Genomic DNA, 23,300 nt, shown 5'->3' on the forward strand with positions numbered 1-23,300 from the left:
TGGGGTGTTGACGGCCAGCGTGCTGGCCCTGTGCGTCGCTGCGCCCGCGTTTGCACTCGGGCCGGCCGACGCGGTGCGCGGCGAGCAGGTGTATGCGCGCTGCCAGGCCTGCCATGCGCTGGCCGTCGACCGGGTCGGGCCGCATCACTGCGGCCTGTTCGGACGGCTGGCCGGCAGCGTCCCCGGCTTTGCCTATTCGCCGGCCATGAAGAACTCGCACATCGTGTGGAACGACAAGACGCTCGACAGATTCCTCGCCAAGCCGCTGGCCATGGTGCCCGGCACGGCGATGACCTACGACGGCGTGCCGGACCCGCAGGAACGCGCCGACCTGATCGCCTACCTCAAGCATGCCAACGACACGCCGGAATGCGCGGCATCCTCGTCGGCCAAACACTGATCGCTCCCATGCTTCGAACGGCTGATTTCCCCGGCCCTGTCTTTCGCGACGAAGCGCCCGCGACGGCCGCACCGAGCGTGTCGGAGCGCATTCGCGCGCGCCTGCTGCAGGCCGGCCAGCGCCACCATGCCAACGACAACATCTCGGAATGGATCCGCGAGGGCGAGCTCGACGAACTGCAGGCCGAGGTGCGCGACCGGATGCAGGCGGTGCTCGACGCGCTCGTGATCGATGCGGCGAACGACCACAACACGAACGGCACGGCCGAGCGTGTGGCGCGCATGTTCGTGACCGAGGTGTTCCGCGGCCGCTATGTGCCGATGCCGGCGGTCACCGAATTTCCGAACACCTCGCGCCTGAACCAGCTGATGGTGGTCGGCCCGATCTCGGTGCGCAGCGCCTGCTCGCACCATCTGTGCCCGATCATGGGCAAGGTCTGGATCGGCATCCTGCCCAATGAGCACTCGAACCTGATCGGCCTCTCGAAGCATGCCCGCATCTGCGACTGGATCCTGAGCCGCCCGCAGATCCAGGAAGAGGCGGTGATGATGCTGGCCGACGAACTGGAGCGCCGCGTGAAGCCCGACGGCCTCGCACTGGTGATGCGCTCGGACCACTTCTGCATGCGCTGGCGCGGCGTGAAGGACCCCGAGGCCTCGATGACCAACAGCGTGATGCGCGGCGCCTTCCTGAACGATGCGGCGCTGCGGCGCGAGTTTCTTTCACTGTTGAGCAGCCGGGACGACTGAACGCGTTCGCGCTGCGCGGGCCCTCCCCTGCGTCAGCGCGCCTGCGTGTAGGCCGGCGGTTCGGCCACCAGTCCCTGCTTGACGTGGCGCGTGGTCGCATCGGCCAGCACCTCGACCTGCCCGGCCTCGACCGCGGCCAGCGTCAGCTTCGCCACCGCGTCGGGCGAGGCCTTGTCGCCGGCGATGCCGCGCGTCATGTCGGTGTCCATGAAGGCCACGTGCAGGCTGGTGACCAGCGTGCCCTGCCCGCGCAGCTCGTTGCGCAGGCCGTTGCTCAGCGACCAGGTGGCCGACTTCGATGCGCTGTAGGTCGCGGCCGTCGGCAGGCTGAGCCAGCTCAGCGCCGACAGCACGTTGACGATGGCGCCGCCGCCATGAACCGCCAGCACCGGCGCGAACGCACGGCTCATGGCCCAGGTGCCGAAGAAGTTGGTTTCGAACTCGGCGCGCGCGGCCTCGAAGGCGTCCGGCGATCCGAGGAAGGTCGCGCCGCGCGAGATGCCCGCGTTGTTGACGAGCAGCGTGACATCGCCGCAGGCACGCGCCGCCGCAGCCACCTGTTCGGGCTGCGTGACGTCGAGCGCGATCGGCGTCACGCCTTCGAGCGTGACCGACTTCGGATCCCGCGCCGCCGCGTAGACCTTCTTCGCGCCGGCTGCCAGCGCCGCGCGCGCGAACGAGAGACCGAGACCGCGGTTGGCGCCGGTGATGAAGACGACGGAGTCCTGGATTTTCATGAGGGTCTTTCGATGAGAGGAGGAATCAGGACGCAGGCTGCAGCCGCTGCAGCAGGCCGCGCGTGGTGCGCGGCCAGCCGACCCGGCCGAACCATGCGCCGCCGGCGATCGCCGAGGCGATGACGACGCCATACACCCCCAGCGCCAGACCTTGCGCGACGAACACGTGCACGAGCTCGCCACCCCAGCGCAGCGCGAGCCAGCCGCCCAGCGCGGCGGCAGCGAGCCGGGCCAGGTTGCCGAGCACCGGCCACAACAGCCGGCCCGCGCCCTGCGAGGCGAAATACAGCACCAGCCCGATGCCGAAGAAACCGTAGAACGGCCCGACGGTACGCAGGTACTGCGTGCCGGCATCGAGCATCGCCGCGTCGCTGCCGAACAGATGCAGCCAGGGCTGCGGGAACAGCGCGGCCGCGAGCCCGATGGTTTCGGTCAGCACGAAGGCCAGCGCCGTGCCGGCCCAGGTGGCGCGCAGCGCGCGCTCGTGCTGCCCCGCGCCCATGCAGGTGCCGACCATCGCGACCAGCGGCGCGCCGAGGCCGAACACCAGCGGCACCATCAGGTATTCGAGCCGCGCCGCGGTGCCGTAGCCGGCGATCGCGTTGGGACCGAAGTGGCCCGCGAGCGCGGTCGCGATGCCGATCGAGACATTGGTGGCCAGGGTCGACACCGCGCCCACCAGCCCGACCTGGAGGATGTCGCGGAACAGCGGCCACCGGAATCGCGCGCCGGACCACGCCGGCCTGAGCAGGCTGCGACGCGAGCGCAGGTAGAGCCACAGCGCGATCGTGCCGCCCAGGTAGTAGATCAGCAGTGCCACCGCGCCGCCCGCGATGCCCAGGCCCGGCACCGGCCCCCAGCCGAAGATCAGCAGCGGCGACAGCGGAATCAGCAGCACCACGCCGGCCACCGTCACGTTGGCCGGCACCGACATGTTGCCGGTGCCTCGGATCACCGCCGCCAGCGAATTGAAGAGCCAGACCAGCACCGCGCCGGCGAACACCACGTTCGAGTAGGTCACCGCCGCGGCGAGCGATGCGCCAGTGCCGCCCATCGATGCATAGAGCCAGCGTCCGCCGACCAGCAGCGCAAGCATGAACAGGAGCCCGAAGCCGAGCGCGATCGCGATCGCATGCAGCACCAGCGCATCCGCATCGTCGCGGCGGCGCGCGCCGAGCGCGCGCGCGATCGACGAGGCGATGCCGCCGCCCATCGCGCCGGCCGAGGTCATCTGCATCAGCATCACGATCGGGAACACCAGCGCCATGCCGGCCAGCGCATCGATGCCGAGCTTGCCGACGTAGAAGGTCTCGATCAGGCCGACCGAGGCCTGCGCCACCATGACGACGATGTTGGGCGCGGCGAGCCGCAGCAGCGTCGAGACGATCGGCGCCTCGAGCAGGCGCCGGGTGCGCGGATCGACGCCATCGGCGGGCGATGCGGTGGCGGGCATGGCAGTGCGCATCTCGCGATTCCCTCAGGCCCGCGCGGCGGCCGGCGGCATCACTTGCGACGCCGGCTTGGCGGGACGGCGGATCGCCATCACCAGCAGCGACGCCAGCAGGCAGGCACCGCCCGCAGCATAGAGCGCGGGCGTGTAGGTCAGCAGCAGCGTGCGCGCGAAGCCGGCGCCATAGGCCGCGACCGCGGCGCCCAGCTGGTGCGCCGCGAAGATCCAGCCGAACACCAGCCCCACCTTCTGCGGGCCGAAGGCCGCGCCCGCGAGCTTGACGGTCGGCGGCACGGTGGCGATCCAGTCGAGCCCGTAGAACATCGCGAACAGGCCCAGGCCGTAGATGGTGAATTGCGAATGCGGCAGCCAGAACAGCGACAAACCGCGCAGGCCGTAGTACCAGAAGAGCAGCTTGCGGTTGTCGTAGCGGTCCGAGAGCCAGCCCGACAGGATGGTGCCGACGAAGTCGAAGGCGCCCATCATCGCCAGCACCGATGCGGCCGGCACGGCGCCCAGGCCGTTGTCGCCGCACAGCGAGATGAAATGCGTCTGCACCAGCCCATTGGTGCTGAGGCCGCAGATGAAGAAGGTGCCGGCGAGGATCCAGAAGGTGCGGTTGGAGAACACTTCGCGCAGCACCACGAAGGGTGTGCGGAAGGTCATCGCCGCCGGCGCGGCCACCGGTGCCGCGGGTTGCAGGCCGGGCTTTTCGCCAAAGGGCAGCAGGCCGATATCCGAAGGCCGGTTGCGCATGAAACACAGCGCCAGCGTGGCGATCAGCACGCAGCCGACGAAGATCGGCACGATCGCCGAGCGCCAGCCCCAGTGCTCGATCATCCAGGCCGCGAACGGCAGGAAGGCCAGCTGCCCGGTGGCCGAGCTGGCGGTGAGCATGCCGATCACGAGGCCGCGGCGCGCGGTGAACCAGCGGTTGGCCACCACCGCACCGAGCACCAGCGCGGTCATGCCGGTGCCGAGACCGAGCATCAGGCTCCAGAGGATGAAGAGCTGCCACAGCTGCGACGCGACCGTGACCAGCGCCATGCCGAAGCCGACCAGCGCCAGCCCGGTGCAGATCACCGCGCGCAGGCCGTAGCGTTCCATCAGCACAGCGGCGAACGGCCCCATCAGGCCGAACAGCGCGAAGCGCAGCGCCAGCGCCGACGAGATCTGCTCGGTGCTCCAGCCGAATTCCTTGCCGAGCGGCTGCAGCATCGCGCCGGGCAGGCCGAGCGCGGCCGACATCGTCAGCATGGTCAGGAAGGTGATGGCGGCAATGATCCAGCCATAGTGGATGCCGCGGCGTTGCAACCAGGCCGAGAAGGATGTCGCGAACATGGGGCTTCCGTGTGGGGGCGTGAGAGTGAGCGGATCAGGGAACGGGATGAAAGACCGGCAGCGCGCGCTATCCGGCGTGCTCGCCCGCCGCATCGGCGCCGAGCAGCGGCAGGACATCGTCGATCAACGCATGCAGCGCGGCCACGCGCTCGATGCCGAGCTGCGCATTGAGCTTGTGCTGCGCCACCTTCCAGTGACGCTGGGCCTCGCGGCGCTTCGCCGCGCCGGCCTCGGTGATCTGCACCAGCCGGCTGCGGCCGTCGGCACCGGCACCGAGCGCCACCCAGCCGGCCGCGACCAGCGGCTGCAGGTTGCGGCTCAATGTCGAAGCCGTCATGTTCATCGCGGCGGCCAGCTCCACCGGCCGCATCGGACCGAGGTTCATGACGTTGGACAGCAGCGAATACTGCGTGGTCCGCAGGCCGCACTGCGCCACCTCGACGTCATACATCTGGCTGATGCGCCGCATGAGCTGGCGCACCTTGAAGCTGGTGCAGCCCTGGACCTTGGCCTCGGTGTTCATGGATTATGATTGTACCTGCAACTATTGCATATGCAACTCTAAGGAGATTCCGTGACGCAGAACAATGCATTGGAGAACTGGCTCGCCGAGGAGCGCGAGGTCATGGCGCGGCTCGACGCCGGCCCGGGCCCCGGCGTGGCGCGGCCCGAACAGATCGCCGGCAAGACCGGCCTGGAAATGATGGAAGCGATGCTGCGCGGCGACATCCCCTACGCCGCGATCGCCAAGACGCTGGACTTCACGCTGATGTCGGTCGCGCCGGGGCGCGCCGTGTTCCAGGGCACGCCGCTCGCGCAGCACCTGAATCCGCTCGGCACCATCCACGGCGGCTGGTTCGCCACCCTGCTCGACTCGGCGCTGGGCTGCGCGGTCCACACCATGATGCCGCCGGGCCGCGGCTACACCACGGCCGAGCTCGGCGTGAACCTGGTCAAGGCGCTCACGCCCAAGGTGCCGCGCGTGCGCGCCGAGGGCAAGGTGATCCACTGCGGCCGGCAACTCGCGACCGCCGAGGCGCGGCTGGTCGGCGCCGACGGCACGCTGTATGCGCATGCCACCACCACCTGCCTGGTGTTCGAGATGGCGTCGCGCGGCTGACGCGCGACAATGCGCGCAGCAGAACCACAGGCCCCTTCGATGCGACTCCTCCACACCATGCTGCGCGTTGGCGATCTCCAGCGCTCGATCGACTTCTACACCGGCGTGCTCGGCATGCAATTGCTGCGCCGCTCGGAAAACCCAGAATACAAATACAGCCTCGCCTTCGTCGGCTACGAAGGCAATCCGGCCCAGGCCGAGATCGAGCTGACCTACAACTGGGGCACCGACAGCTACGAACTCGGCACGGCCTACGGCCACATCGCGCTCGGCGTGCCGGATGCCCATGCGGCCTGCGAGAAGATCAAGGCCGCCGGTGGCCTTGTCACGCGCGAGGCCGGGCCGGTCAAGGGCGGCACCACCGTCATTGCCTTCGTGACGGATCCGGACGGCTACAAGATCGAATTGATCCAGCGCGCAGAGACCGCGGCCGGCGGCGGACTGCGCTGAGCCCTCCTCGTCAACGCCACTGCAGCAGCAGCGACCAGGGCTGGCGGCTCATGTGGCGATCGATGCAGCCGGGCGCGCTCGCGGTGCAGCCCGAGGACAGATAGCTCGGGTCCAGCAGCCTCGTGCCCGGCGCGAAGTCGAGCCGGCGCCGGGTGACCGACTGCAGCACATTGCCGCCGATGGTGTCGAAGCCCGTGGCATCGACGGCCACGACGGCGTCGCAATGCATCGGCAACGCGCTGCCGCCGGTAGGGCGCGTGGCCAGCACCTCGCCGATCTTGTCGAAGCTGTCGAGCCCGGCCTCGGCACCGCGTGCCTGGCACACCAGATCGCCGACGCGCGGCGGCGTGCGCGTGATGTCGCAGGCGCGCATCGCATAGCGCGTGGGCCGGCCGGCCGCTTCGTCGGCGCCGGCCTGCCATGCGGCGCCGGCGTAGTCGACATGCGCCTCCGAAAAAACGAACTCGTCCGCGCCGAGCCCGGCCTGCCGCGCGAGCCAGCTGATGAAGGCGGCGGACCAGGGTGTGTCGATCACGGCGACACGATCCAGCGCGGTCTCCACCGCGCGCAGCTCGCTCGATTCGAGGCCCTGGTCGGTGCCGACGCCGAGGCCTTGCAGATGCGCGGCCGTGGCCTGGTTCAACGCCTGTGCCAGCAGCCGGCGGTCGGCTGGCCGCAGCGCACCGAAGCGCACCAGCGAAGGCAGGCGGCCGTCCTGCGGATCGACGGCCTGCCAGTAGCCGAGCACGCGCTGCCATGGGGCCGGGCCGCGCCGACGGCTGTGCACATCCTCGGCTTCCGAATTGCCGGATGCGGTGAGCCGGCCTTCGGCGTCCATCGTCTGGTTGCCGAAGGCGATGTGTTCGCGTTGCGCGGCCGCGGCGAGTGCGAGGGCGCGCGGGGACGGCGCGATCCAAGCGGCGGTGTCGAGGCAGACCGATGCGGCCGAAGCGCCGCATGCTGGCACCAGCCAGAGTGCGACAGCCGCCACGGCGATGCGTGCCCACGGTGTCGGACTGAAAGCCTCGATGAATGGCATGACGGCGCAGGCAGCGGCCGCGCTCCGGCCTTCAGCAGCCGAGCAAATCCGCGAGGCCGCCGATATCCCGCGCATGCAGCGTGTTCTCCGCCCGCGGCGACACATCCTTCAGCTTCGACCCGAACTCGTGCGGCCGCTCGATGTAGCCGGTGCGCAGCCCGCACACGCGGGCCGCCGCGAGGTCGTCATGGTGCGCGGCCGCCAGCATGACCTGGCTCGGCGTCACGTCGAACACCGCGGCCACGCCGAGGTAGGTGCGCGGATCGGGCTTGTAGGCCTTGAAAACCTCGGCCGACAGCACGCAGTCCCACGGCAGGCCGGCGCGCTTGGCCATGTCGGTCAACAGGCCGATGTTGCCGTTGGACAGCGTGCAGATGATGTACTTGCGCTTGAGCCGCGCAAGCCCCTCGACCGCGTCCGGCCACGCGGGCAGCCGGTGCCAGGCCTTGTTGAGATCGCGCTTCTTCGCCGCGTCGAGGTCGGTCACGCCGAAGTCCTCGAGCACGGTCCCGAGGATGCCCATGTGCAGTTCGTCGATCAGCGTGAAGCCGCCCTCGCCGGCCGCGAGGCGCTCCATCACGCCCTGCATCGCCGGCCGATAGCCCGCGCGCCAGGCCAGCGCGAAGGCGGCGCCGTCGATGCCGGGCAAGGCACGCTCGACCTCGGCCCGGATGCCGCCATACCAGTCGACCACGGTGCCGAAGACGTCGAAGGCGATGACCTTCAGTTCGCTGCCGTCGAAATCCGCGCTCATCGCACCGCCCTCTTCATCGCGCCAGCTTGCTCGCCTCGCGTGCGAGCGCCTCGATGCGCGCCCAGTCGCCGGCGGCGATCGCATCGGTCGGCACGATCCACGAGCCGCCCACGCAGGCGACGTTGGACAGCGCCAGGAATTCGAGCGCATTGCCGGCGTGAACGCCGCCCGTGGGGCAGAACTTCACGTCGCCGAACGGCCCCTGCCAGGCCTTGAGCATCGCCAGGCCGCCGGCCTGCACGGCGGGAAAGAACTTGAGCTCGGTGAGGCCGTCCTCCTGCGCCATCATGATCTCGCTGCCGGTGGCGACGCCGGGCAGCAGCGGCAGCCCGAGGTCATGGCAGGCGCGGCCGACGGCGCGCGTGTAGCCCGGGCTGACGCCGAACTTCGCACCCGCCAGTGCCGAGGCCTGGGCATCGGCGGCGCTGCGGATGGTGCCCGCACCGGCGACGGCCTCGGGCACTTCCTTGGCGATGATCTCGATGCATTCGAGCGCCTCGCGCGTGCGCAGCGTGACCTCGAGCATGCGGATGCCGCCGGCCACCAGCGCGCGCGCCAGCGGCACCGCGTCCTTGACGTCGTGCAGCACGATCACCGGAATCACCGGCGCGTCATGCATCACGTCGAGGGCGGTCAATCGATCGTTCACAGCCATGTGCAGGCTCCTTCTTCGGCGGTCAATGCATTGCGGCGCATGCCGGCGAACAGGTCGCGGCCGAGGCCGAACCCGTTGGCGGTGCGCAGCGCGTCGGGCAGCGCGGCGGGTTCGCGCACGGCCCATTCGTCCTGCGGCAGCAGCACGGTCAAGGTACCGGCCACCGCATCGAGGCGGATCAGATCGCCGTCGCGCACCTTGGCGAGCGGGCCGCCGGCCGCGGCCTCGGGCGAGACGTGGATCGCCGCCGGCACGCGGCCCGAGGCGCCGCTCATGCGGCCGTCCGTGACCAGGGCCACGCGGAAGCCCTTGCCTTGCAGCACCGACAGCGGCGGCGTGAGCTTGTGCAGCTCGGGCATGCCGTTGGCCCGCGGGCCCTGCCAGCGCACCACGCAGACCACATCGCGCTCGAGCTCGCCGGCGGTGAAGGCATGCTGCAGCGCGGCCTGCGAATCGAACACGCGCGCCGGCGCCTCGATCACGTGGCGATCGTCCGGCACGGAGGAGACCTTGATCACGCTGCGACCCAGGTTGCCGCTCAGCAGCTTGAGGCCGCCGGTGGCGCTGAAGGGCTGCGACGCCGGGCGCGCGACCGCATCGTTCTTCGATGGCGCGGCCGCGTGCCATGTCAACGGCGCGCCCTGCGATGGATCGCCGGCCAGCACGGGAACGTTCGCGAACTCGCCGATGCCGCCGGCGCGCACCGTCAGCACGTCGCCATGCATCAGCCCGGCGCCGAGCAGCTCGCCGATCACGAAGCCCGGCCCGCCGGCGGCCTGGAATTCGTTGACGTCGGCGCTGCCGTTGGGATAGACCCGCGTGAGCAGAGGCACCACGTCCGACAGCTCGGAGAAATCGTTCCAGTCGATCAGGATGCCCGCGGCGCGCGCGACAGCGACCCAGTGGATCAGGTGGTTGGTCGAGCCGCCCGTCGCGAGCAGCGCGGCCATCGCGTTGACGATGACGCGCTCGTCCACCATCTCGCCGATCGGCGGCACGGTGTATGCCGCTTCGGAGGCCCGACCCAGCACCGTGCGCACGGCCTCGCGCGTGAGTTCGTCGCGCATCGCATCGCCGGGCTGGATGAAGGCCGTGCCCGGCACGTGCAGCCCCATCGCCTCGAGCAGCATCTGGTTGCTGTTGGCGGTGCCGTAGAAGGTGCAGGTGCCCTGCGTGTGATAGGCCTGCATCTCGGCATCGAGCAGCCCCTGCCGGCCCACCAGGCCTTGCGCGGCCTGCTCGCGCACCTTGGACTTGGCGCTGTTCGACATGCCCGAAGGCATCGGCCCGGCCGGCACGAACACGGTCGGCAGATGGCCGAAATGCAGCGCGCCGATCAGGAGGCCCGGCACGATCTTGTCGCACACGCCCAGGAGCAGCGCGGCATCGAACATGTCGTGCGTGAGCGCGACCGCGGTGCTCATGGCGATCACGTCGCGGCTGAACAGGCTCAGCTCCATGCCGGGCGTGCCCTGGGTCACGCCGTCGCACATCGCCGGCACGCCGCCGGCCACCTGCGCGGTGGCGCCGAGGCGGCGCGCCTCGTGCTTGACGATGTCGGGATAGCCCTGGTACGGCGCATGGGCCGACAGCATGTCGTTGTAGGCGGTGACGATGCCGATATTGGGCGCGCGTTCGCTCACCACCCTGAACTTGTCATTGGCCGGGATGCCGGCCACGGCATGCGCCACGTTGGCGCAGCCCATGCGGTCGGAGCCGCGGTCGCGGCCGCGGGTCTCGGCCAGCCGTTGCAGATAGGCCGTGCGCAGCGCGCGGCTGCGCACGCGAATGCGCTCGGTGACAGCGCGGAGGACGGGATGCATGTTCATGGGGTGCTTCGCTTTGCGGTGGCTGCGGGCCGACCCTGCATTCGGAACTAGTCGACCAGCCTCACCTCGACCCGGCGCGCCTGGACATCGTTGCCCGAGCCCGCGGTGATGGCCGGCTTCTTGAGCTCGATCTTGTCGGCCGGCACGCCCAGGCCGGTGAGCACGTCGCGCACCGTGTCGGCGCGCTTCCTGGCGAGCTGCTCGTTGAGCGCGGCGTCGCCGGTGGTGTCATGGAAGCCCGACACCTCTGCCTTGCGGCCGGCCTCGACGCCCTTGATCACCGCGGCCAGCGCCTCGGCCGCACCGGGCGCCAGGTCGGCGCTCGCGCTGGCGAAGTAGAAATTCACGACGCCGCCGTCGACGCGGATGCTCGCGCCGTCGGGGATCACGACGGTCACGGTCTCGGTCACCTCGGCCACGGTGCTGGTGGCGGGCGCCGCGGCGGCGGCCACCGCCGGGACCGGCCCGTGCGGCGCGTGGGCGCGGTGGTAGAGCACGATACCGACCACGAAGAAGATCACGAACGCGATCAGCCCGAGCAGGAAGGCGAGGACGAAGTTTTGCTGGCTGTCGTCGGCGGTCGATGGCATCGGTCGATCTCCGTAGGTAAGGGGTCGGTAAATAATGGTGCGGTGAACCATGACCGCCAAATTGTAGGCGTCGCCCCTTCGGGTCCGGGCGGCGACCCCGGCCCCCCCGGACTGGACCCCATGCCCAAGCCCCTGCGCGACCCCAAGCCGATGCTCGACCGCGTGATCGACGAATGGGGCGGCCACCACGATCTCTGGCTGTTCGGCTACGGCTCGCTGATCTGGCGGCCCGACTTCGACTTCAGCGAGCGGCATCCTGCGCGGGTCCATGGCTGGCACCGGGCGCTCAAGATGTGGAGCCGCGTCAACCGCGGCACGGTCGAAAACCCGGGCCTGGTGTTCGGCCTGCTGTCGGGCGGCAGCTGCCGCGGCATGGTGTTCCGCATCCCGATGGCCGACGTGCTCGAGACGCTCGGCCGCCTGTGGCTGCGCGAGATGCCGACCGGCGTCTACGATCCGCGCTGGCTCGATTGCGACATGCCGCATGGCACGGTCCGCGCGCTGGCCTTCACGCTCTCGCGGCGCAGCCCGAACTTCACCGGCGAGCTGAGCGAAGAGCGCTACCGCCACATCTTCGCGAACGCGGCCGGCCGCTACGGCACCTCGCTGGACTATGCGCAGCAAACCCTGCTGGAGCTCAGGCGCCACGGCATCCACGATGCGGCGCTGGCGCGGCTGGTGCGCCTGGCCGAGGCGCATCTCGTGGCATTGGCTGCTGCCCGCGGCGCGCCGGCTTCGGTATACCCTCGGGCTTCCGGATCCGAATCCCCGACGAAGGAGTAGCCATGTCCCCTCGCCTCTTCGCTTGCCTTGCCCCGCTGCTGGCCGCGGGCCTGCTGGCCGGCTGCGGCGCCATGATGGGTTCGCGCGCAGACGCCAGCGCCGAGCTGATGCCCACGGCGGCCATCACGCCAAACCCGACCACCGGCAGCGTCAGCTTCACCGCGCTCGAACACGGCGTGCGCGTCGCCGGCGAAGTGCGCGGCCTGCAGCCGGGCACCGAGCATGGCTTTCACATCCACGAGAAAGGCGACTGCGGCGACAACGGCAATGCCTCGGGCGGCCATTTCAATCCGTCCGGCGGCACGCACGGCAAGTTCGGCGCGCCCGGCAGCCATGCCGGCGAGCTGCCCAGCCTGGTCGCGGATGCCGGCGGCGTGGCGCGCTTCAGCGTCGACGTGCACACCCTCTCGCTCACCGAGGGCGCGGCCAACAACGTGGTCGGCCGTGCGCTGGTCGTGCACCGCGACCGCGATGACTACACGACCCAGCCGGCCGGCAACTCCGGCCCGCGCATCGCCTGCGCGGTGATCACGCGGCGCTGAGCCGCGCCTTGAGCAACAGCTCGGCGCGCGCGAGCGCCTCGGGCGTGTCGATGTCGGTCACGATGCCGATGTCGTCGACCTCGACCTGCGCCACCGCACCGGCCTCTCGCAGCGCGCGAAGCACCGGCGCCGCGCCCTGGTTGCCGCCGAGCGCGGCCAGCGCCTCGCGGCAATCGGCCGCGAAGCCGACCGGGTGCCCGCGTTCGCCGCGGTGCTGCGGCTGGGCGGCACGCATCGGCGCGGCGAGCGCATGCGCCACAGCCAGCAGCGTGGCCGGCCGCACCAGCGGCAGATCGCCGGGCAGGATCAGCCAGCCCGCGGCATCGGCCGTCGCGCGCACCGCGGCGGCGATCGAATCCCCCATGCCGGGATGCCCCGCGTCTTCCAGATGCCACGGCAGGCCGCTCGCGCGCACGGCGGCCAGCGTGTGGCCGAGCACGGTGCTCGCGCCCAGCGCGGCCTGCAGTTTCGAACCGGTGCCGCCGGCCGCGCGAAAGCGTTCGCCGCGGCCCGAGGCGAGCACGATCACGGTGGGAAAGCGCGATGCAGGGTCAAGCTCCATGCCCGACAGTATCTCCGCTTCGCATGCGCAACAATGGCGCCATGAGCTCTCCCACCACGACGCTGGCCGCGCTGCGCAAGAGCTACGAGCGCGCCGAACTTGACGAGACCCGCAGCGCCGAGAATCCGCTGCAGCAGTTCGAGCGCTGGCTCGGCGAGGCGATCGAGGCTCAGGTGCCCGAGCCGAACGCGATGACCCTGGCCACCGTCGGCGGCGACCTGCGCCCGTCGACGCGCATCGTGCTCATCAAGGGCTTCGACGCGCGCGGCATCGTCTGGTACACCAACTACGAGAGCCGCAAGGGCCGGGAGCTGGCCGGCAATCCCTACGCCGCGCTGCAATTCCACTGGGTCGAACTGGAGCGCGTGGTGCGCATCGAGGGCCGCGTCGGCAAGGTGAGCGAGACCGAGAGCGATGCCTACTTCGCCAGCCGTCCGCTCGATTCGCGCATCGGCGCCTGGGCCAGTCCGCAGAGCGAAGTGATCAGCGGGCGCGACGTGCTGGTGAAGAACGCGGCCGTGCAGGCGGCCAGGCACCTGCTCTCGCCGCCGCGGCCGCCGCACTGGGGCGGCTTCCGGCTGGTCCCCGATCGCTGGGAGTTCTGGCAGGGCCGCAAGAGCCGGCTGCATGACCGCCTGCGCTACCGCCTCGAAGACGGCGCGTGGCTGCGGGAACGGCTGGCGCCGTGAGCGCCGCGCCGGGCCGCCCCGAGCAAGCTCGCACCCCCTCGGGGGGCAGCGAGGACACGAAGTGCCGAGCGTAGGGGCACCAATGAGCATTGAGGCCTCGAACAAGGCCAGCACCGGCCTGCTGTGGGTCGTCGCTGCGGCCTTCTTCATGCAGACGCTGGACACCACCATCGTCAACACCGCGCTGCCCTCGATGGCGCACAGCCTCGACGTCAACCCGCTCGCGATGCAGCCGGTGATCGTCGCCTACACGCTGACGATGGCGATGCTCACGCCGGCCTCGGGCTGGCTGGCCGACCGCTTCGGCACGCGTGCGACCTACTTCGGCTCGATCCTGATGTTCGCGCTCGGCTCGGTGGCCTGCGCCAGTGCCCAGTCGCTGCCGCAGCTGATCGCGGCGCGCGTGCTGCAGGGCATCGGCGGCTCGATGCTGCTGCCGATCGGCCGGCTCGCGATGCTGCGCAGCGCGACCGGCGAGCAGTACGTCGCGACCATCGCCACCGTGACCATTGCCGGCCAGCTCGGTCCGCTGCTCGGCCCGACGCTGGGCGGCTGGCTGGTGCAGGCCGTGAGCTGGCATGCGATCTTCCTGATCAACGTGCCGATCGGCCTGATCGGCCTCTGGGCGGTGCGGCGCTATGTGCCGGTGCAGCGCCTCGCGCAATTGCCGCGGCTCGACTTCGTCGGCTTCGCGCTGCTGTCGACCTGCATGGTTGCCTTTTCGCTCGCGCTCGACGTGCCGGCACGCACGCACCGCGCGGCCTGGTCCGGCGGCTTGCTCGCGCTGAGCGCGATCGCGGTGGGGCTCTACCTGCTGCATGCGCGGCGGCGGCCGGCGCCGCTGTTTCGCCTGGGCCTGTTTCGCGAACCGAACTTCAGCGTCGGACTGATCGGCAACATGGTCTCGCGCATCGGCATCAGCGCCTTGCCCTTCCTGCTGCCATTGCTGCTGCAGCTTCAGCTCGGCTACAGCCCGCTGCAGTCGGGGATGATGATGATCCCGGTGGCGCTGGGCGGCATTGCCATCAAGCCGCTCATCAGCGGGTTGCTGCGGCGTTTCGGCTACGACAGCTTCCTGCTGTACAACACGCTGATCGTCGGCGCCGCCATGATCTCCCTGGCGCTCATCAAGCCCGGCTGGCCGCTGTGGCTGCAGATCGTGCAGCTCGCCGTCTTCGGCGGCGCCGCCTCGATGCAATTCGCGGCCATGAACAGCATCACCCTGAAGGGCCTGAGCAACGAGGACGCCGGCAGCGGCAACAGCCTCTTCACGATGGTGCAGATGCTGGCGCTGGGCCTGGGCGCGACGATCGGCGGCGGCCTCGTCTCGCTGCTGTCGGACCACCTGGCCTCGACGGCGCTCGCGTTCCGCTACACCTTCGTCGCGGTCGGCATCATCACGCTGCTGTCGTCCGTGGTGTTCCGCTGGCTCGACGACGTCGAGTTCAAAGGCGGTTCGCCGGCGCCATCGCGATCGACCGCGTGACCGCCTGCGCGGTCTTCACTCCGGCCGGATGTCCGCGGCCTTCGCCACCTTCTTCCAGCGCGCGATCTCGGCGGCGATGAAGTCGGCGAACTGCTGCGGCTTCATCGGCGCGGGCTCGGCGCCTTCCTTGATGAAGAAGGCCTTCATCTCGCTCGACTGGATCTGCTTGTTGATCTCGGCATTGAGCTTGTCCACCACCGCCTGCGGCGTGTTCGCCGGCGCCAGCACGCCCCACCACAGGTCCACCGCGCTGCCCTTGTAGCCGGACTCCTCGAGCGAGGGAATGTCGGGCGCGACCTGCGAACGCGTGGCGGTGGTCAGCGCCAGCGCGCGCGCATTGCCGCCGCGCACCTGGGTCAGGATCGACGGCGCGCTGGCCACCAGCACGTCGATCTGCCCGCCCAGCAGGTCGGTGGTCGCCGGCCCCATGCCCTTGTAGGGCACGTGGGTCATCTTGATGCCGGCCGCGGCGGTGAACAGCTCGGTCGCGAAATGGTTGATGCTGCCGGCGCCCGAGGTGCCGTAGTTCAGCTTGCCCGGGCTGGCCTTGGCGGCAGCGACCAGGTCCTGGATGGTCTTGAAGCGCGAGTCCTTGTTGACGGTCACGAGCATCGGGCCCTTGGCCAGCATCGCCACCGGCTTGAAGTCCTTGATGGCGTCGTAGGTGAGGTTGGTGCGAATGGCCGCGCCCGTGGTGAAGGTGGACGACAGCACCACCAGCGTATAGCCGTCGGCCGCGGCGCGCGCCACGGTGGCATTGGCGATCACGCCGCCGCCGGCCGGCTTGTTGTCGACCACCACCGGCTGGCCCAGCGCATCCTGCAGGCGCTTGCCGACGGCACGCGCGAAGGTGTCGTTGGATCCGCCGGGGGCGCTGCCGACCACCAGCGTGATCGGCTTGTTCGGAAAGGCGTCGGCCTGCGCGAAAGCCACCGCCGGCAGCGCGAGCGCCGCGATCGCGGCCAGCACGCGCCGGCGGTCGGTGACATGATGAAACGCCATGGTTGTCTCCTGATCGGTCATGCACGATCCTAAGAACAGCCTGCGCGCCTTTCGACGATGTTTTGTCATTCGAAAGAAGAGTTTTTCTTGTGCTCGGCACGCGCGCGCGGCGGCACACTTCGTTGTCCAAGGAGAGCCTCATGCGACTGCCCACCGATGCCCGCGGCGTCTATCCCATCGCGCCGACCCCCTTTCTCGACGACGGCACCATCGACACCGCATCGATCGACCGGCTGACCGACTTCTACCTGGCCTGCGGCGCCACCGGCCTCACGGTGCTCGGGCAGCTCGGCGAAGCGCCCAAGCTCGAGCACGAGGAAAGCGTCGCGGTCGCGGCGCAGATGATCCGCCGCGCGCCGCAGTTGCCGGTGATCGTCGGCGTCTCGGCGCCCGGCTTCGCGGCCATGCGGGCGCTGACGCGCGAGGTCATGGAGCGCGGCGCGGCCGGCGTGATGATCGCGCCGCCCAACACCTTGCGCACCGACGAGCAGATCGTCGGCTACTACCGGCAGGCCGCAGAGGCGATCGGCTCCGACGTGCCCTTCGTGCTGCAGGACTATCCGCTGACCTTCTCGGTGCAGATGACGCCCGGCGTGATCCGACGCATCGTCGCCGAGATTCCCTCGTGCGCCATGCTCAAGCACGAGGACTGGCCGGGGCTGGAAAAGATCTCGGCGCTGCGCGGCTTCGAGCGTGAAGGCATGCGGCACCTGCCGATCCTGTGCGGCAACAACGGGCTCTTCCTCGACTACGAGATGGAACGCGGCGCCGACGGCGCCAACACCGGCTACGCCTTCCCCGACATGCTGTGCGACGTGGTGCGCCTGTCGGCCGCGGGACAGCGCGAGGAAGCGCACGACCTCTTCGATGCCCACCTGCCGCTCTTGCGCTACGAGCAGCAGCCGGGCGTCGGCCTGGCCGTGCGCAAGTACGTGCTGCAGCGGCGCGGGCTGCTGAGCTCGGCCGCGCAGCGCAAGCCGGCCGCGGTGCTCACGCAAGCGGCACGCGCCGAAGTCGACCACCTGCTCGGCCGCCTCGCACGGCACGATCCGCGGGCGCGGCTGTGAGACGGCCATGAGAAGCAAGCTCTTCGTTCCGGGCTCGCGTCCCGAACTGTTCGCCAAGGCATTGGCGGGCGATGCCGACGGCATCTCCTTCGACCTCGAGGATGCGGTCGCCGAAACGCGCAAGGCCGAGGCGCGCGAGGCGGTGCGCGGGTTCCTGAAGAATGTCGAGGCGGTCGGCAGCAAGATCCTGATCGTGCGCGTCAACGCACTGGACACGCCGCACTTCGCCGCCGACATCGCCTGCGTCGCGCAGCCCGGCCTGCACGTGATCAACCTGCCCAAGCCCGAGACGCCCGACCAGGTGCGCGCCGCCGCCGATGCCATCGAACGCGCCGAGCACGCGAACGGCGTGGCCGCGCGGATCGGCCTGCTGCTCAACATCGAGACGCCGAAAGCCCTGCGCGATGCCGCAGCGCTGGCCGCCGCACACCCGCGCGTGGTCGGCCTGCAGCTGGGCCTGGGCGACCTGTTCGAGCCGCTCGGCATCGACCGGCGCGAGGCCGCCGCGGTGCGGCAGGCGATGTTCGCGGTGCGCATGGCCGCGGGCGTGGCGGGCGTCTATGCCTACGACAGCGCCTTCGCCAACTTCCGCGATGTCGAGGGCTTTCGCGAGGAGGCCGCGCTGTCGCGGCGCCTGGGCTTCCTCGGCAAGAGCTGCATCCATCCGAGCCAGGTTGCGCTGGCCAATGCGGCCTTCCGCCCGACCGATGCCGAGATCGCGCATGCGCTGCAGGTGCTGGCGGCCGCCGATGCAGCCTCGGCGCACGGCGTCGGCGCCTATGTGGTCGATGGCCGGATGATCGACGCGCCCTTTGCCGCCAGCGCCCGCGCCGTCGTCGCGAACGCACGGCGCCTGGGCCTGCTGCCCGCCGCCGCGGCCCATCCGCCGACGCACCATGAATGAGTCGACGCCCCTGCGCAATCCGTTGCCGCGCACCGGTCCGGCCGGTCCGCTCTCGGGCCTGCGCGTGCTCGACCTCAGCGCCTACATCGCCGGCCCCTACGGCTGCACGCTGCTGGCCGACCAGGGCGCGGAAGTGATCAAGATCGAGCCGCCCGCGGGCGACAACCTGCGCAGGTACCCGTCGACGCTGGAGGCCGAGAGCCGCGCCTTCCTCGGTGTCAACCGCAGCAAGCTGGGCATCGTGCTCGACCTCAAGGATCCCGCCGACCTCCAGGCGCTGCACGCGATGGTGAAGACGGCCGACGTGCTGGTGCACAACTTCAGGCCCGGCGTGCCGGTGCGGCTCGGCATCGACTACCAGCGCCTGAAGGCCGCCAATCCGCGCCTGATCTATTGCGCGGTCACCGGCTATGGCGACAGCGGGCCGCTCAAGGCCAAGGCCGGCTATGACCAGGTGCTGCAGACCATGACCGGCATGTGCGCGATGCAGGCGGCGCCCGGGCAGCCGCCGCAGATCCTCTACGGTTCGGTGGTCGACTACTACGCCGCCGCACTGGTGGCAGCCGGCGTGGCGTCGGCGCTGTACGAGCGCGAGAAGAGCGGCGAAGGCCAGGAGGTCGGCGTTTCGCTGCTGCGCTCGGCGCTCGCGATGCAGTCGGCACGCCTGGTGTGGGCCGAGGACGAGCCGCGCGAAGTCGGGCGCGACATGCGCTCGGGCGGCATCACCGGCATCCATCCGACGCGCGAGGGCCATCTCTACATCTCGGCCAACACGCCCCACTTCTGGCGCGCGCTGTGCGAGAAGACCGGCCTGGGTGAACTGCTGGCGACCGAGCGCTACGACAGCGTGCGCAAGCGCGCGCAGCACCACGAGGAGATCGTGCCGCGCCTGCATGCGGCGCTGGCGGAGCACAGTGCGCTCGAATGGGAAGCCCTCTTCGGCGAGGAGGTTCCGTGCGCGGCGGCGCGCACGGTCGAGGACATGTTCGACTTTCCGCAGGTGCTGGCCGAGGACATGGTGGGCCGCTTCGCGCACCCGGTGCTCGGCAGCTACCGCGGCTTCACGCGCGCGGTCGCCTTCGGCCGCACGCCCGGACCGGACCCGTTCGCGGCGCCGACGCTGGGCCAGCACGACGATCAGATGAAGCCCGCACGATGAACGCGATGCGAGGCGCCTGAGACGATGGACCGCATCGATTGCGCCGTGATCGGCGCCGGCGTGGTGGGCCTCGCAGTGGCGCGCGCACTCGCGATGGCGGGGCGCGAGGTCGTCATTCTCGAAGCCGAGAGCGCCATCGGCACGCAGACCAGCGCGCGCAATTCCGAGGTGATCCATGCCGGCATCTCGTACGCGCCCGGTTCGCTCAAGGGACGGCTGTGCGTGGCCGGCAAGGCCGCGCTGTATGCCTACTGCGCCGAGCGCGGCATCGGGCACCGGCGCATCGGCAAACTCATCGTGGCGACGCAGGCCTCGGAGCTGCCGGAGCTGGATCGCTACATCGCGCTCGGCGCCGCCAACGGCGTCACCGACCTGCGCGTGATCGGCGCCGCCGAAGCGCGCGCGATGGAGCCCGAGGTGCATTGCGTCGGCGCGCTGCATTCGCCCTCGACCGGCATCGTGGACAGCCACGGCCTGATGCTCGCCTACCTCGGCGATGCCGAAGTCCATGGCGCGACGCTGGCACTGCAGAGCCCGGTGCTGTCGGGCGAGGCCACGCAGGGCGGCATCGCGCTGCAGGTCGGCGGCGACGAGCCGAGCACGGTGCTGTGCCGCACCGTGGTCAATGCGGCCGGGCTCGGCGCGCAGCGGGTGGCAGGTGCGATCGCCGGCATGCCCGCCGCGCTGATTCCGCCGCTGTATTTCGCCGTCGGCCACTACTTCACGCTGGCGCGCAAGTCGCCCTTCCACCATCTCGTCTATCCCACCGGCCGCGAAGGCGCGCTGCGCGCGCACGTGACGATCGACCTCGGCGGCCAGTGCAAGTTTGGCCCCGACCTGAGCTGGCGCGATGGCGTGGACTACCGCTTCGATCCCACGCGCGAGCCCGCCTTCCGCGACGCGATCCGCCGCTACTACCCCGGCCTGCGCGACGGCGATCTGCAGCCCGGCTACACCGGCATCCGTCCGCGCCTCGCGGGCCCCGGATCCTCGATGCACAACGCGGCGACCGACTTCGTGGTGCAGGACGAAAGACAGCACGGCGCCGCCGGCCTCGTGAACCTGTTCGGCATCGAATCGCCCGGCCTCACCGCCTCGCTGGCGATCGGCGAGCATGTGCGGCAGACCCTCGGCGAGGCACGCACCGGCGCATCCTGATGCCACAAGATTCCATCCCTCATACCACCGGCACGCAGCCGCCTGTGCTGGCCCTGCCGCCGCAGGCCTGCGACGCGCACATCCATGTGTACGACGCGCGCTTTCCCTCGATCGGCGACCCGGCCCGCGTGCTTGCGCATGCGACGGCGAGCGACTACCGCCGGCTGCAGGCGCGCCTCGGAACGACGCGCACCGTGGTGGTCACGCCGACGGTCTACGGCACCGACAACCGCGTGACGCTGGACGCGATCCGGCAACTCGGACCAACGCACGCGCGCGGCATCGGCGTGCTGCATCCGGAGGTCGACGACGCGACGCTGCACACGCTGAATGCCGGCGGCATCCGCGGCATCCGCTTCACGCTCTTCGATCCGGCCACGGCCGTGACGCGCTTCGACATGGTCGAGCCGCTCGCACGCCGGATCGCGCCGCTCGGCTGGCACGTGCAGCTGCACTGGCGCGCGGACCAGATCGTCGCGCATGCCGCGCTGATCGAGCGCCTGCCCTGCCCGATCGTGTTCGACCACATGGCGCGGCTGCCGCACCCGCAGGGCGAGGCGCATGCGGCCTTCGCCATCGTCACGCGGCTGCTCGATGCCGGGCGCGCATGGGTCAAGCTGTCGGCGCCCTACCTCGACGGCGGCACGACGGAAGACGACAGCCGCGCGCGCGTCGTCGAGGCGCTGTGCCGGCGCGCGCCCGAGCGGCTGGTATGGGGCAGCGACTGGCCGCTTCCCACCGAGAAGAAGGCGACGCCCGACGATGCCGCGCTGCTCGATCGCTTCGGCGCCTGGGTGCCCGGCGCGGCGTTGCGGCAGCGTGTGTGGGTCGACAACCCGGCCACGCTCTACGGCTTCTGATGCCTCGCGCCCGCGCCCTCGCCATGACGCCGCCGGATCGCGAACTGGAAGGCCTCGAGCACGGCCTGGATGCGGCGGCCTTCCGCATCGGCGGGCCGGCACACCATCGCAATGTGCCGCACCGGCGCGTCCTTGCCGAGGCTGATCACCTGCAGCGGATAGGCCTGCAGCACCTCGTGCCGCAGGGCCGGAACCACCGAGACGCCGAGCCCCGCGGACACCATCGCCGCCACCGCATCGGTGCCCGGCAGATCGAAGGCGCAGCGCGTGCGCGGCGCGATGCGGTTGACGTGCTGGGCGGCGATGAGGCCGCCGGTGGTCACGCGATCGAAGCGGATCCAGTCGTGGCGCCGCAGCATCTCGACCGGCGAGCCGCGCCGCACATGCGGCGGCGCGATCATCACGAAGGTCTCCTGCTGCAACGCGAACCAGTGCAGCCGGCTCGAGCCGCCCGACTGCGGGCGCACCAGCACCGCCGCATCGAGCCGGCCGGCCTTGACGTCGTCGAGCAAGGCGGCGGAGACGCCGCGCGCGATCTCGAACGCGAGGCCCGGCGCCTGGTCGCGCAGCACCTGCAGCGCGGTGGGCAGGAGCGCCACCTGCGCCGACTCGATGGTGCCCAGGCGCATGCGCCCGGACACCACGGTGTCCTCGCGCAGCCGCAACGCCTTCAGGGCGTCGAGGGTCTGCTGCATCGTGCCGGCGACCTCCGCCGCGAAGGCGGTCGGCCTGGCCTGCCGCGCCGAGCGGTCGAACAGCGGCCGGCCGAAGTAGTCCTCGAGCTGCCGCATCTGCAGGCTGACGGCGCTGGCCGTGAGGTTCACTTCCTTCGCCGCAGCGGCGAAGGAGCCGTGACGCAGCACCGCCGTCAGGGTCTGGAGAAACTGGAGTTTCATGCGTCTTTCTTCGGCTCGATGGCCAGGGCCGGATTCTGCAGAAGTTTTCATCGTCCACAGAACAACCTCAGGAGACAAGCACCATGACAGAAGCATCCTTCACCCTGCGGCGCCGACAGCTGCTGCTGGGCACGGCCGCGCTCGCCGCGCTGCCGGCCGCTGCGCAGGCGCAGGTCTATCCCACGAAGCCGATCCGCGTGATCGTTCCCTACGCAGCGGGCGGCGGCGCCGACGGCAATGCGCGCCTGCTGTCGCAGCCGATGGCGGCGCTGCTGGGCCAGACCCTCGTGATCGAGAACAAGCCCGGCGCGAGCGGCATCATTGCCGCCACCTCGGTGCTGCAGGCGCCCGCGGATGGCTACACGGTGCTCTTCGACACCTTCCCCTATGCGGTGAACGCGGTGCTGCGCAAGCTGCCCTTCGACCCGGTCAAGGACTTCACGCCGGTGTCGCAGGCGATCAACATGCCGAACATCCTGGTGGTGCCGAGCTCGGCGCCCTACAAGACCTTCAAGGAATTCATCGCCTACGCACGCGCCCATCCGGGCAAGCTGAGCTTTGCGTCGTATGGCGCCGGCGGCTCGGCGCATCTCGCGGGCGAGATGCTGCGCCGCGACGCCGGCATCGACTGGCTGCACGTGCCCTACAAGGGCGGCGCGCCGGCCATCACCGACCTGCTGGCCGGACAGGTGTCGGCCTACTTCGCGAATCCGGTGTCGGGCCTGAGCTATGTGAAGGCCGGCAGCCTGCGCGCGCTGGCGACCACCGGCGCGCAGCGCATGGAGGCCTTGCCCGACGTGCCGACCGTGATGGAGAGCGGCTTCAAGGACTTCGAGGTGGTCGAGTGGAACGGCTTCTTCGTCCCTTCGGCCACGCCGGCGCCCGTCGTCGAGCGCCTCTCGGGCGCGGTGCGCGACGCGATCCGGCAGCCCGAGACGCGCCGCCGGCTGCTGGGGATCGGCATCGAGCCGGTCGGCAACACGCCGAAGGAATTCGCCGCCTTCCTGCAGGGGCAGATCACGCGCTGGGCCGCGCTGGTCAAGACCAACCACATCACGATCGACTGACGCGGCCCGCG

26 protein-coding genes are annotated in these 23,300 nt (G+C 70.4%); 14 read left to right on the forward strand and 12 right to left on the reverse strand.

What is annotated here, in order from left to right:
- Positions 1-7 precede the first annotated feature (7 nt).
- Complete coding sequence (locus tag WDLP6_RS17275) at positions 8-400, forward strand: c-type cytochrome (protein WP_443083457.1); 393 nt, start codon at positions 8-10, stop codon at positions 398-400.
- A gap of 8 nt (positions 401-408) precedes the next feature.
- Positions 409-1,149 (forward strand): GTP cyclohydrolase I, encoded by a 741-nt coding sequence (gene folE, locus WDLP6_RS17280; RefSeq protein ID WP_162593340.1) that lies wholly within the window; start codon positions 409-411, stop codon positions 1,147-1,149.
- Between the two features lie 32 nt (positions 1,150-1,181).
- Here folE and WDLP6_RS17285 read toward each other — a convergent pair whose 3' ends face one another.
- From WDLP6_RS17285 to WDLP6_RS17300, 4 genes are all read right to left on the reverse strand, one after another.
- On the reverse strand, positions 1,182-1,886 hold the full coding sequence (locus WDLP6_RS17285) for an SDR family oxidoreductase (protein ID WP_162593341.1): 705 nt from the start codon (positions 1,884-1,886) through the stop codon (positions 1,182-1,184).
- 25 nt (positions 1,887-1,911) lie between these two features.
- Positions 1,912-3,351: an MATE family efflux transporter gene (locus WDLP6_RS17290; RefSeq protein WP_232077098.1), complete on the reverse strand. Its 1,440-nt coding sequence runs from the start codon at positions 3,349-3,351 to the stop codon at positions 1,912-1,914.
- Positions 3,352-3,363: 12 nt separating this feature from the next.
- The gene (locus WDLP6_RS17295; protein ID WP_162593342.1) at positions 3,364-4,677 is read right to left on the reverse strand and encodes an MFS transporter; all 1,314 of its coding nucleotides are present in this window, start codon (positions 4,675-4,677) and stop codon (positions 3,364-3,366) included.
- Positions 4,678-4,744: 67 nt separating this feature from the next.
- On the reverse strand, positions 4,745-5,200 hold the full coding sequence (locus WDLP6_RS17300; RefSeq protein ID WP_162593343.1) for a MarR family winged helix-turn-helix transcriptional regulator: 456 nt from the start codon (positions 5,198-5,200) through the stop codon (positions 4,745-4,747).
- Positions 5,201-5,251: 51 nt separating this feature from the next.
- Between WDLP6_RS17300 and WDLP6_RS17305 the strand changes: the two genes are divergently transcribed.
- Together WDLP6_RS17305 and gloA are read left to right on the forward strand one after the other, a co-directional pair.
- Positions 5,252-5,797, forward strand: coding sequence for a PaaI family thioesterase (locus WDLP6_RS17305; protein ID WP_162593344.1), 546 nt, complete (start codon positions 5,252-5,254; stop codon positions 5,795-5,797).
- A 39-nt stretch (positions 5,798-5,836) separates the two neighbouring features.
- On the forward strand, positions 5,837-6,247 hold the full coding sequence (gene gloA, locus WDLP6_RS17310) for a lactoylglutathione lyase (protein WP_232077099.1): 411 nt from the start codon (positions 5,837-5,839) through the stop codon (positions 6,245-6,247).
- 10 nt (positions 6,248-6,257) lie between these two features.
- Here gloA and WDLP6_RS17315 read toward each other — a convergent pair whose 3' ends face one another.
- Genes WDLP6_RS17315 through WDLP6_RS17335 form a run of 5 tightly spaced genes read right to left on the reverse strand, consistent with a single transcriptional unit; the run spans position 6,258 to position 11,114 of the window.
- Complete coding sequence (locus tag WDLP6_RS17315) at positions 6,258-7,286, reverse strand: DUF2272 domain-containing protein (RefSeq protein ID WP_162593345.1); 1,029 nt, start codon at positions 7,284-7,286, stop codon at positions 6,258-6,260.
- Positions 7,287-7,317: 31 nt separating this feature from the next.
- A complete protein-coding gene (locus WDLP6_RS17320) occupies positions 7,318-8,040 on the reverse strand; it encodes a haloacid dehalogenase type II (protein WP_162593346.1) in 723 nt (240 codons plus the stop codon).
- A gap of 13 nt (positions 8,041-8,053) precedes the next feature.
- Entirely contained in the window at positions 8,054-8,695 is a 642-nt protein-coding gene (gene eda, locus WDLP6_RS17325) for a bifunctional 4-hydroxy-2-oxoglutarate aldolase/2-dehydro-3-deoxy-phosphogluconate aldolase (protein WP_162568349.1), read from the reverse strand.
- Entirely contained in the window at positions 8,686-10,524 is a 1,839-nt protein-coding gene (gene edd, locus WDLP6_RS17330) for a phosphogluconate dehydratase (protein WP_162593347.1), read from the reverse strand. The genes eda and edd overlap by 10 nt, the downstream gene beginning before the upstream one ends.
- 47 nt (positions 10,525-10,571) lie before the next feature.
- A complete protein-coding gene (locus WDLP6_RS17335; RefSeq protein ID WP_162593348.1) occupies positions 10,572-11,114 on the reverse strand; it encodes an OmpA family protein in 543 nt (180 codons plus the stop codon).
- A gap of 120 nt (positions 11,115-11,234) precedes the next feature.
- Here WDLP6_RS17335 and WDLP6_RS17340 point away from each other — a divergent pair, with 120 nt between their 5' ends.
- The gene (locus tag WDLP6_RS17340) at positions 11,235-11,897 is read left to right on the forward strand and encodes a gamma-glutamylcyclotransferase (RefSeq protein WP_162593349.1); all 663 of its coding nucleotides are present in this window, start codon (positions 11,235-11,237) and stop codon (positions 11,895-11,897) included.
- A gap of 2 nt (positions 11,898-11,899) precedes the next feature.
- Positions 11,900-12,439, forward strand: a complete 540-nt coding sequence (locus tag WDLP6_RS17345) for a superoxide dismutase family protein (protein WP_162593350.1) — start codon at positions 11,900-11,902, stop codon at positions 12,437-12,439.
- Here WDLP6_RS17345 and WDLP6_RS17350 read toward each other — a convergent pair.
- Positions 12,426-13,001: a nucleotidyltransferase family protein gene (locus WDLP6_RS17350; RefSeq protein ID WP_162593351.1), complete on the reverse strand. Its 576-nt coding sequence runs from the start codon at positions 12,999-13,001 to the stop codon at positions 12,426-12,428. The two genes, WDLP6_RS17345 and WDLP6_RS17350, sit on opposite strands and share 14 nt — an antisense overlap.
- 23 nt (positions 13,002-13,024) lie before the next feature.
- On the opposite strand from WDLP6_RS17350, the gene pdxH reads away from it, so the two are divergent.
- Positions 13,025-13,690, forward strand: a complete 666-nt coding sequence (gene pdxH / locus WDLP6_RS17355) for a pyridoxamine 5'-phosphate oxidase (protein WP_443083415.1) — start codon at positions 13,025-13,027, stop codon at positions 13,688-13,690.
- Positions 13,691-13,772: 82 nt separating this feature from the next.
- Complete coding sequence (locus WDLP6_RS17360; RefSeq protein WP_162593353.1) at positions 13,773-15,176, forward strand: DHA2 family efflux MFS transporter permease subunit; 1,404 nt, start codon at positions 13,773-13,775, stop codon at positions 15,174-15,176.
- A gap of 15 nt (positions 15,177-15,191) precedes the next feature.
- On the opposite strand, the gene WDLP6_RS17365 is transcribed toward WDLP6_RS17360, so the two are convergent.
- Complete coding sequence (locus WDLP6_RS17365; protein ID WP_162568357.1) at positions 15,192-16,178, reverse strand: Bug family tripartite tricarboxylate transporter substrate binding protein; 987 nt, start codon at positions 16,176-16,178, stop codon at positions 15,192-15,194.
- A gap of 140 nt (positions 16,179-16,318) precedes the next feature.
- Here WDLP6_RS17365 and WDLP6_RS17370 point away from each other — a divergent pair, with 140 nt between their 5' ends.
- From WDLP6_RS17370 to WDLP6_RS17390, 5 genes are read left to right on the forward strand one after another with little or no spacing between them, the layout of a single operon-like run.
- Positions 16,319-17,245: a dihydrodipicolinate synthase family protein gene (locus WDLP6_RS17370; protein ID WP_162568358.1), complete on the forward strand. Its 927-nt coding sequence runs from the start codon at positions 16,319-16,321 to the stop codon at positions 17,243-17,245.
- A 7-nt stretch (positions 17,246-17,252) separates the two neighbouring features.
- Positions 17,253-18,149 (forward strand): HpcH/HpaI aldolase/citrate lyase family protein, encoded by an 897-nt coding sequence (locus WDLP6_RS17375; RefSeq protein WP_162593354.1) that lies wholly within the window; start codon positions 17,253-17,255, stop codon positions 18,147-18,149.
- A complete protein-coding gene (locus WDLP6_RS17380; protein WP_162593355.1) occupies positions 18,142-19,308 on the forward strand; it encodes a CoA transferase in 1,167 nt (388 codons plus the stop codon). Before WDLP6_RS17375 ends, WDLP6_RS17380 begins: the two co-directional genes overlap by 8 nt.
- Before the next feature lie 24 nt (positions 19,309-19,332).
- On the forward strand, positions 19,333-20,466 hold the full coding sequence (locus tag WDLP6_RS17385) for an NAD(P)/FAD-dependent oxidoreductase (protein WP_162593356.1): 1,134 nt from the start codon (positions 19,333-19,335) through the stop codon (positions 20,464-20,466).
- A complete protein-coding gene (locus WDLP6_RS17390; RefSeq protein WP_162593357.1) occupies positions 20,466-21,326 on the forward strand; it encodes an amidohydrolase family protein in 861 nt (286 codons plus the stop codon). The genes WDLP6_RS17385 and WDLP6_RS17390 overlap by 1 nt, the downstream gene beginning before the upstream one ends.
- Here the strand turns inward: WDLP6_RS17390 and WDLP6_RS17395 are convergent.
- Entirely contained in the window at positions 21,314-22,222 is a 909-nt protein-coding gene (locus tag WDLP6_RS17395; RefSeq protein ID WP_162593358.1) for a LysR family transcriptional regulator, read from the reverse strand. The two genes, WDLP6_RS17390 and WDLP6_RS17395, sit on opposite strands and share 13 nt — an antisense overlap.
- An 83-nt stretch (positions 22,223-22,305) precedes the next feature.
- Between WDLP6_RS17395 and WDLP6_RS17400 the strand changes: the two genes are divergently transcribed.
- On the forward strand, positions 22,306-23,289 hold the full coding sequence (locus WDLP6_RS17400) for a tripartite tricarboxylate transporter substrate binding protein (protein WP_162593359.1): 984 nt from the start codon (positions 22,306-22,308) through the stop codon (positions 23,287-23,289).
- Positions 23,290-23,300: the final 11 nt, after the last annotated feature.

It is taken from the genome of Variovorax sp. PBL-E5 (assembly GCF_901827185.1).
Classification (GTDB): domain Bacteria; phylum Pseudomonadota; class Gammaproteobacteria; order Burkholderiales; family Burkholderiaceae_C; genus Variovorax.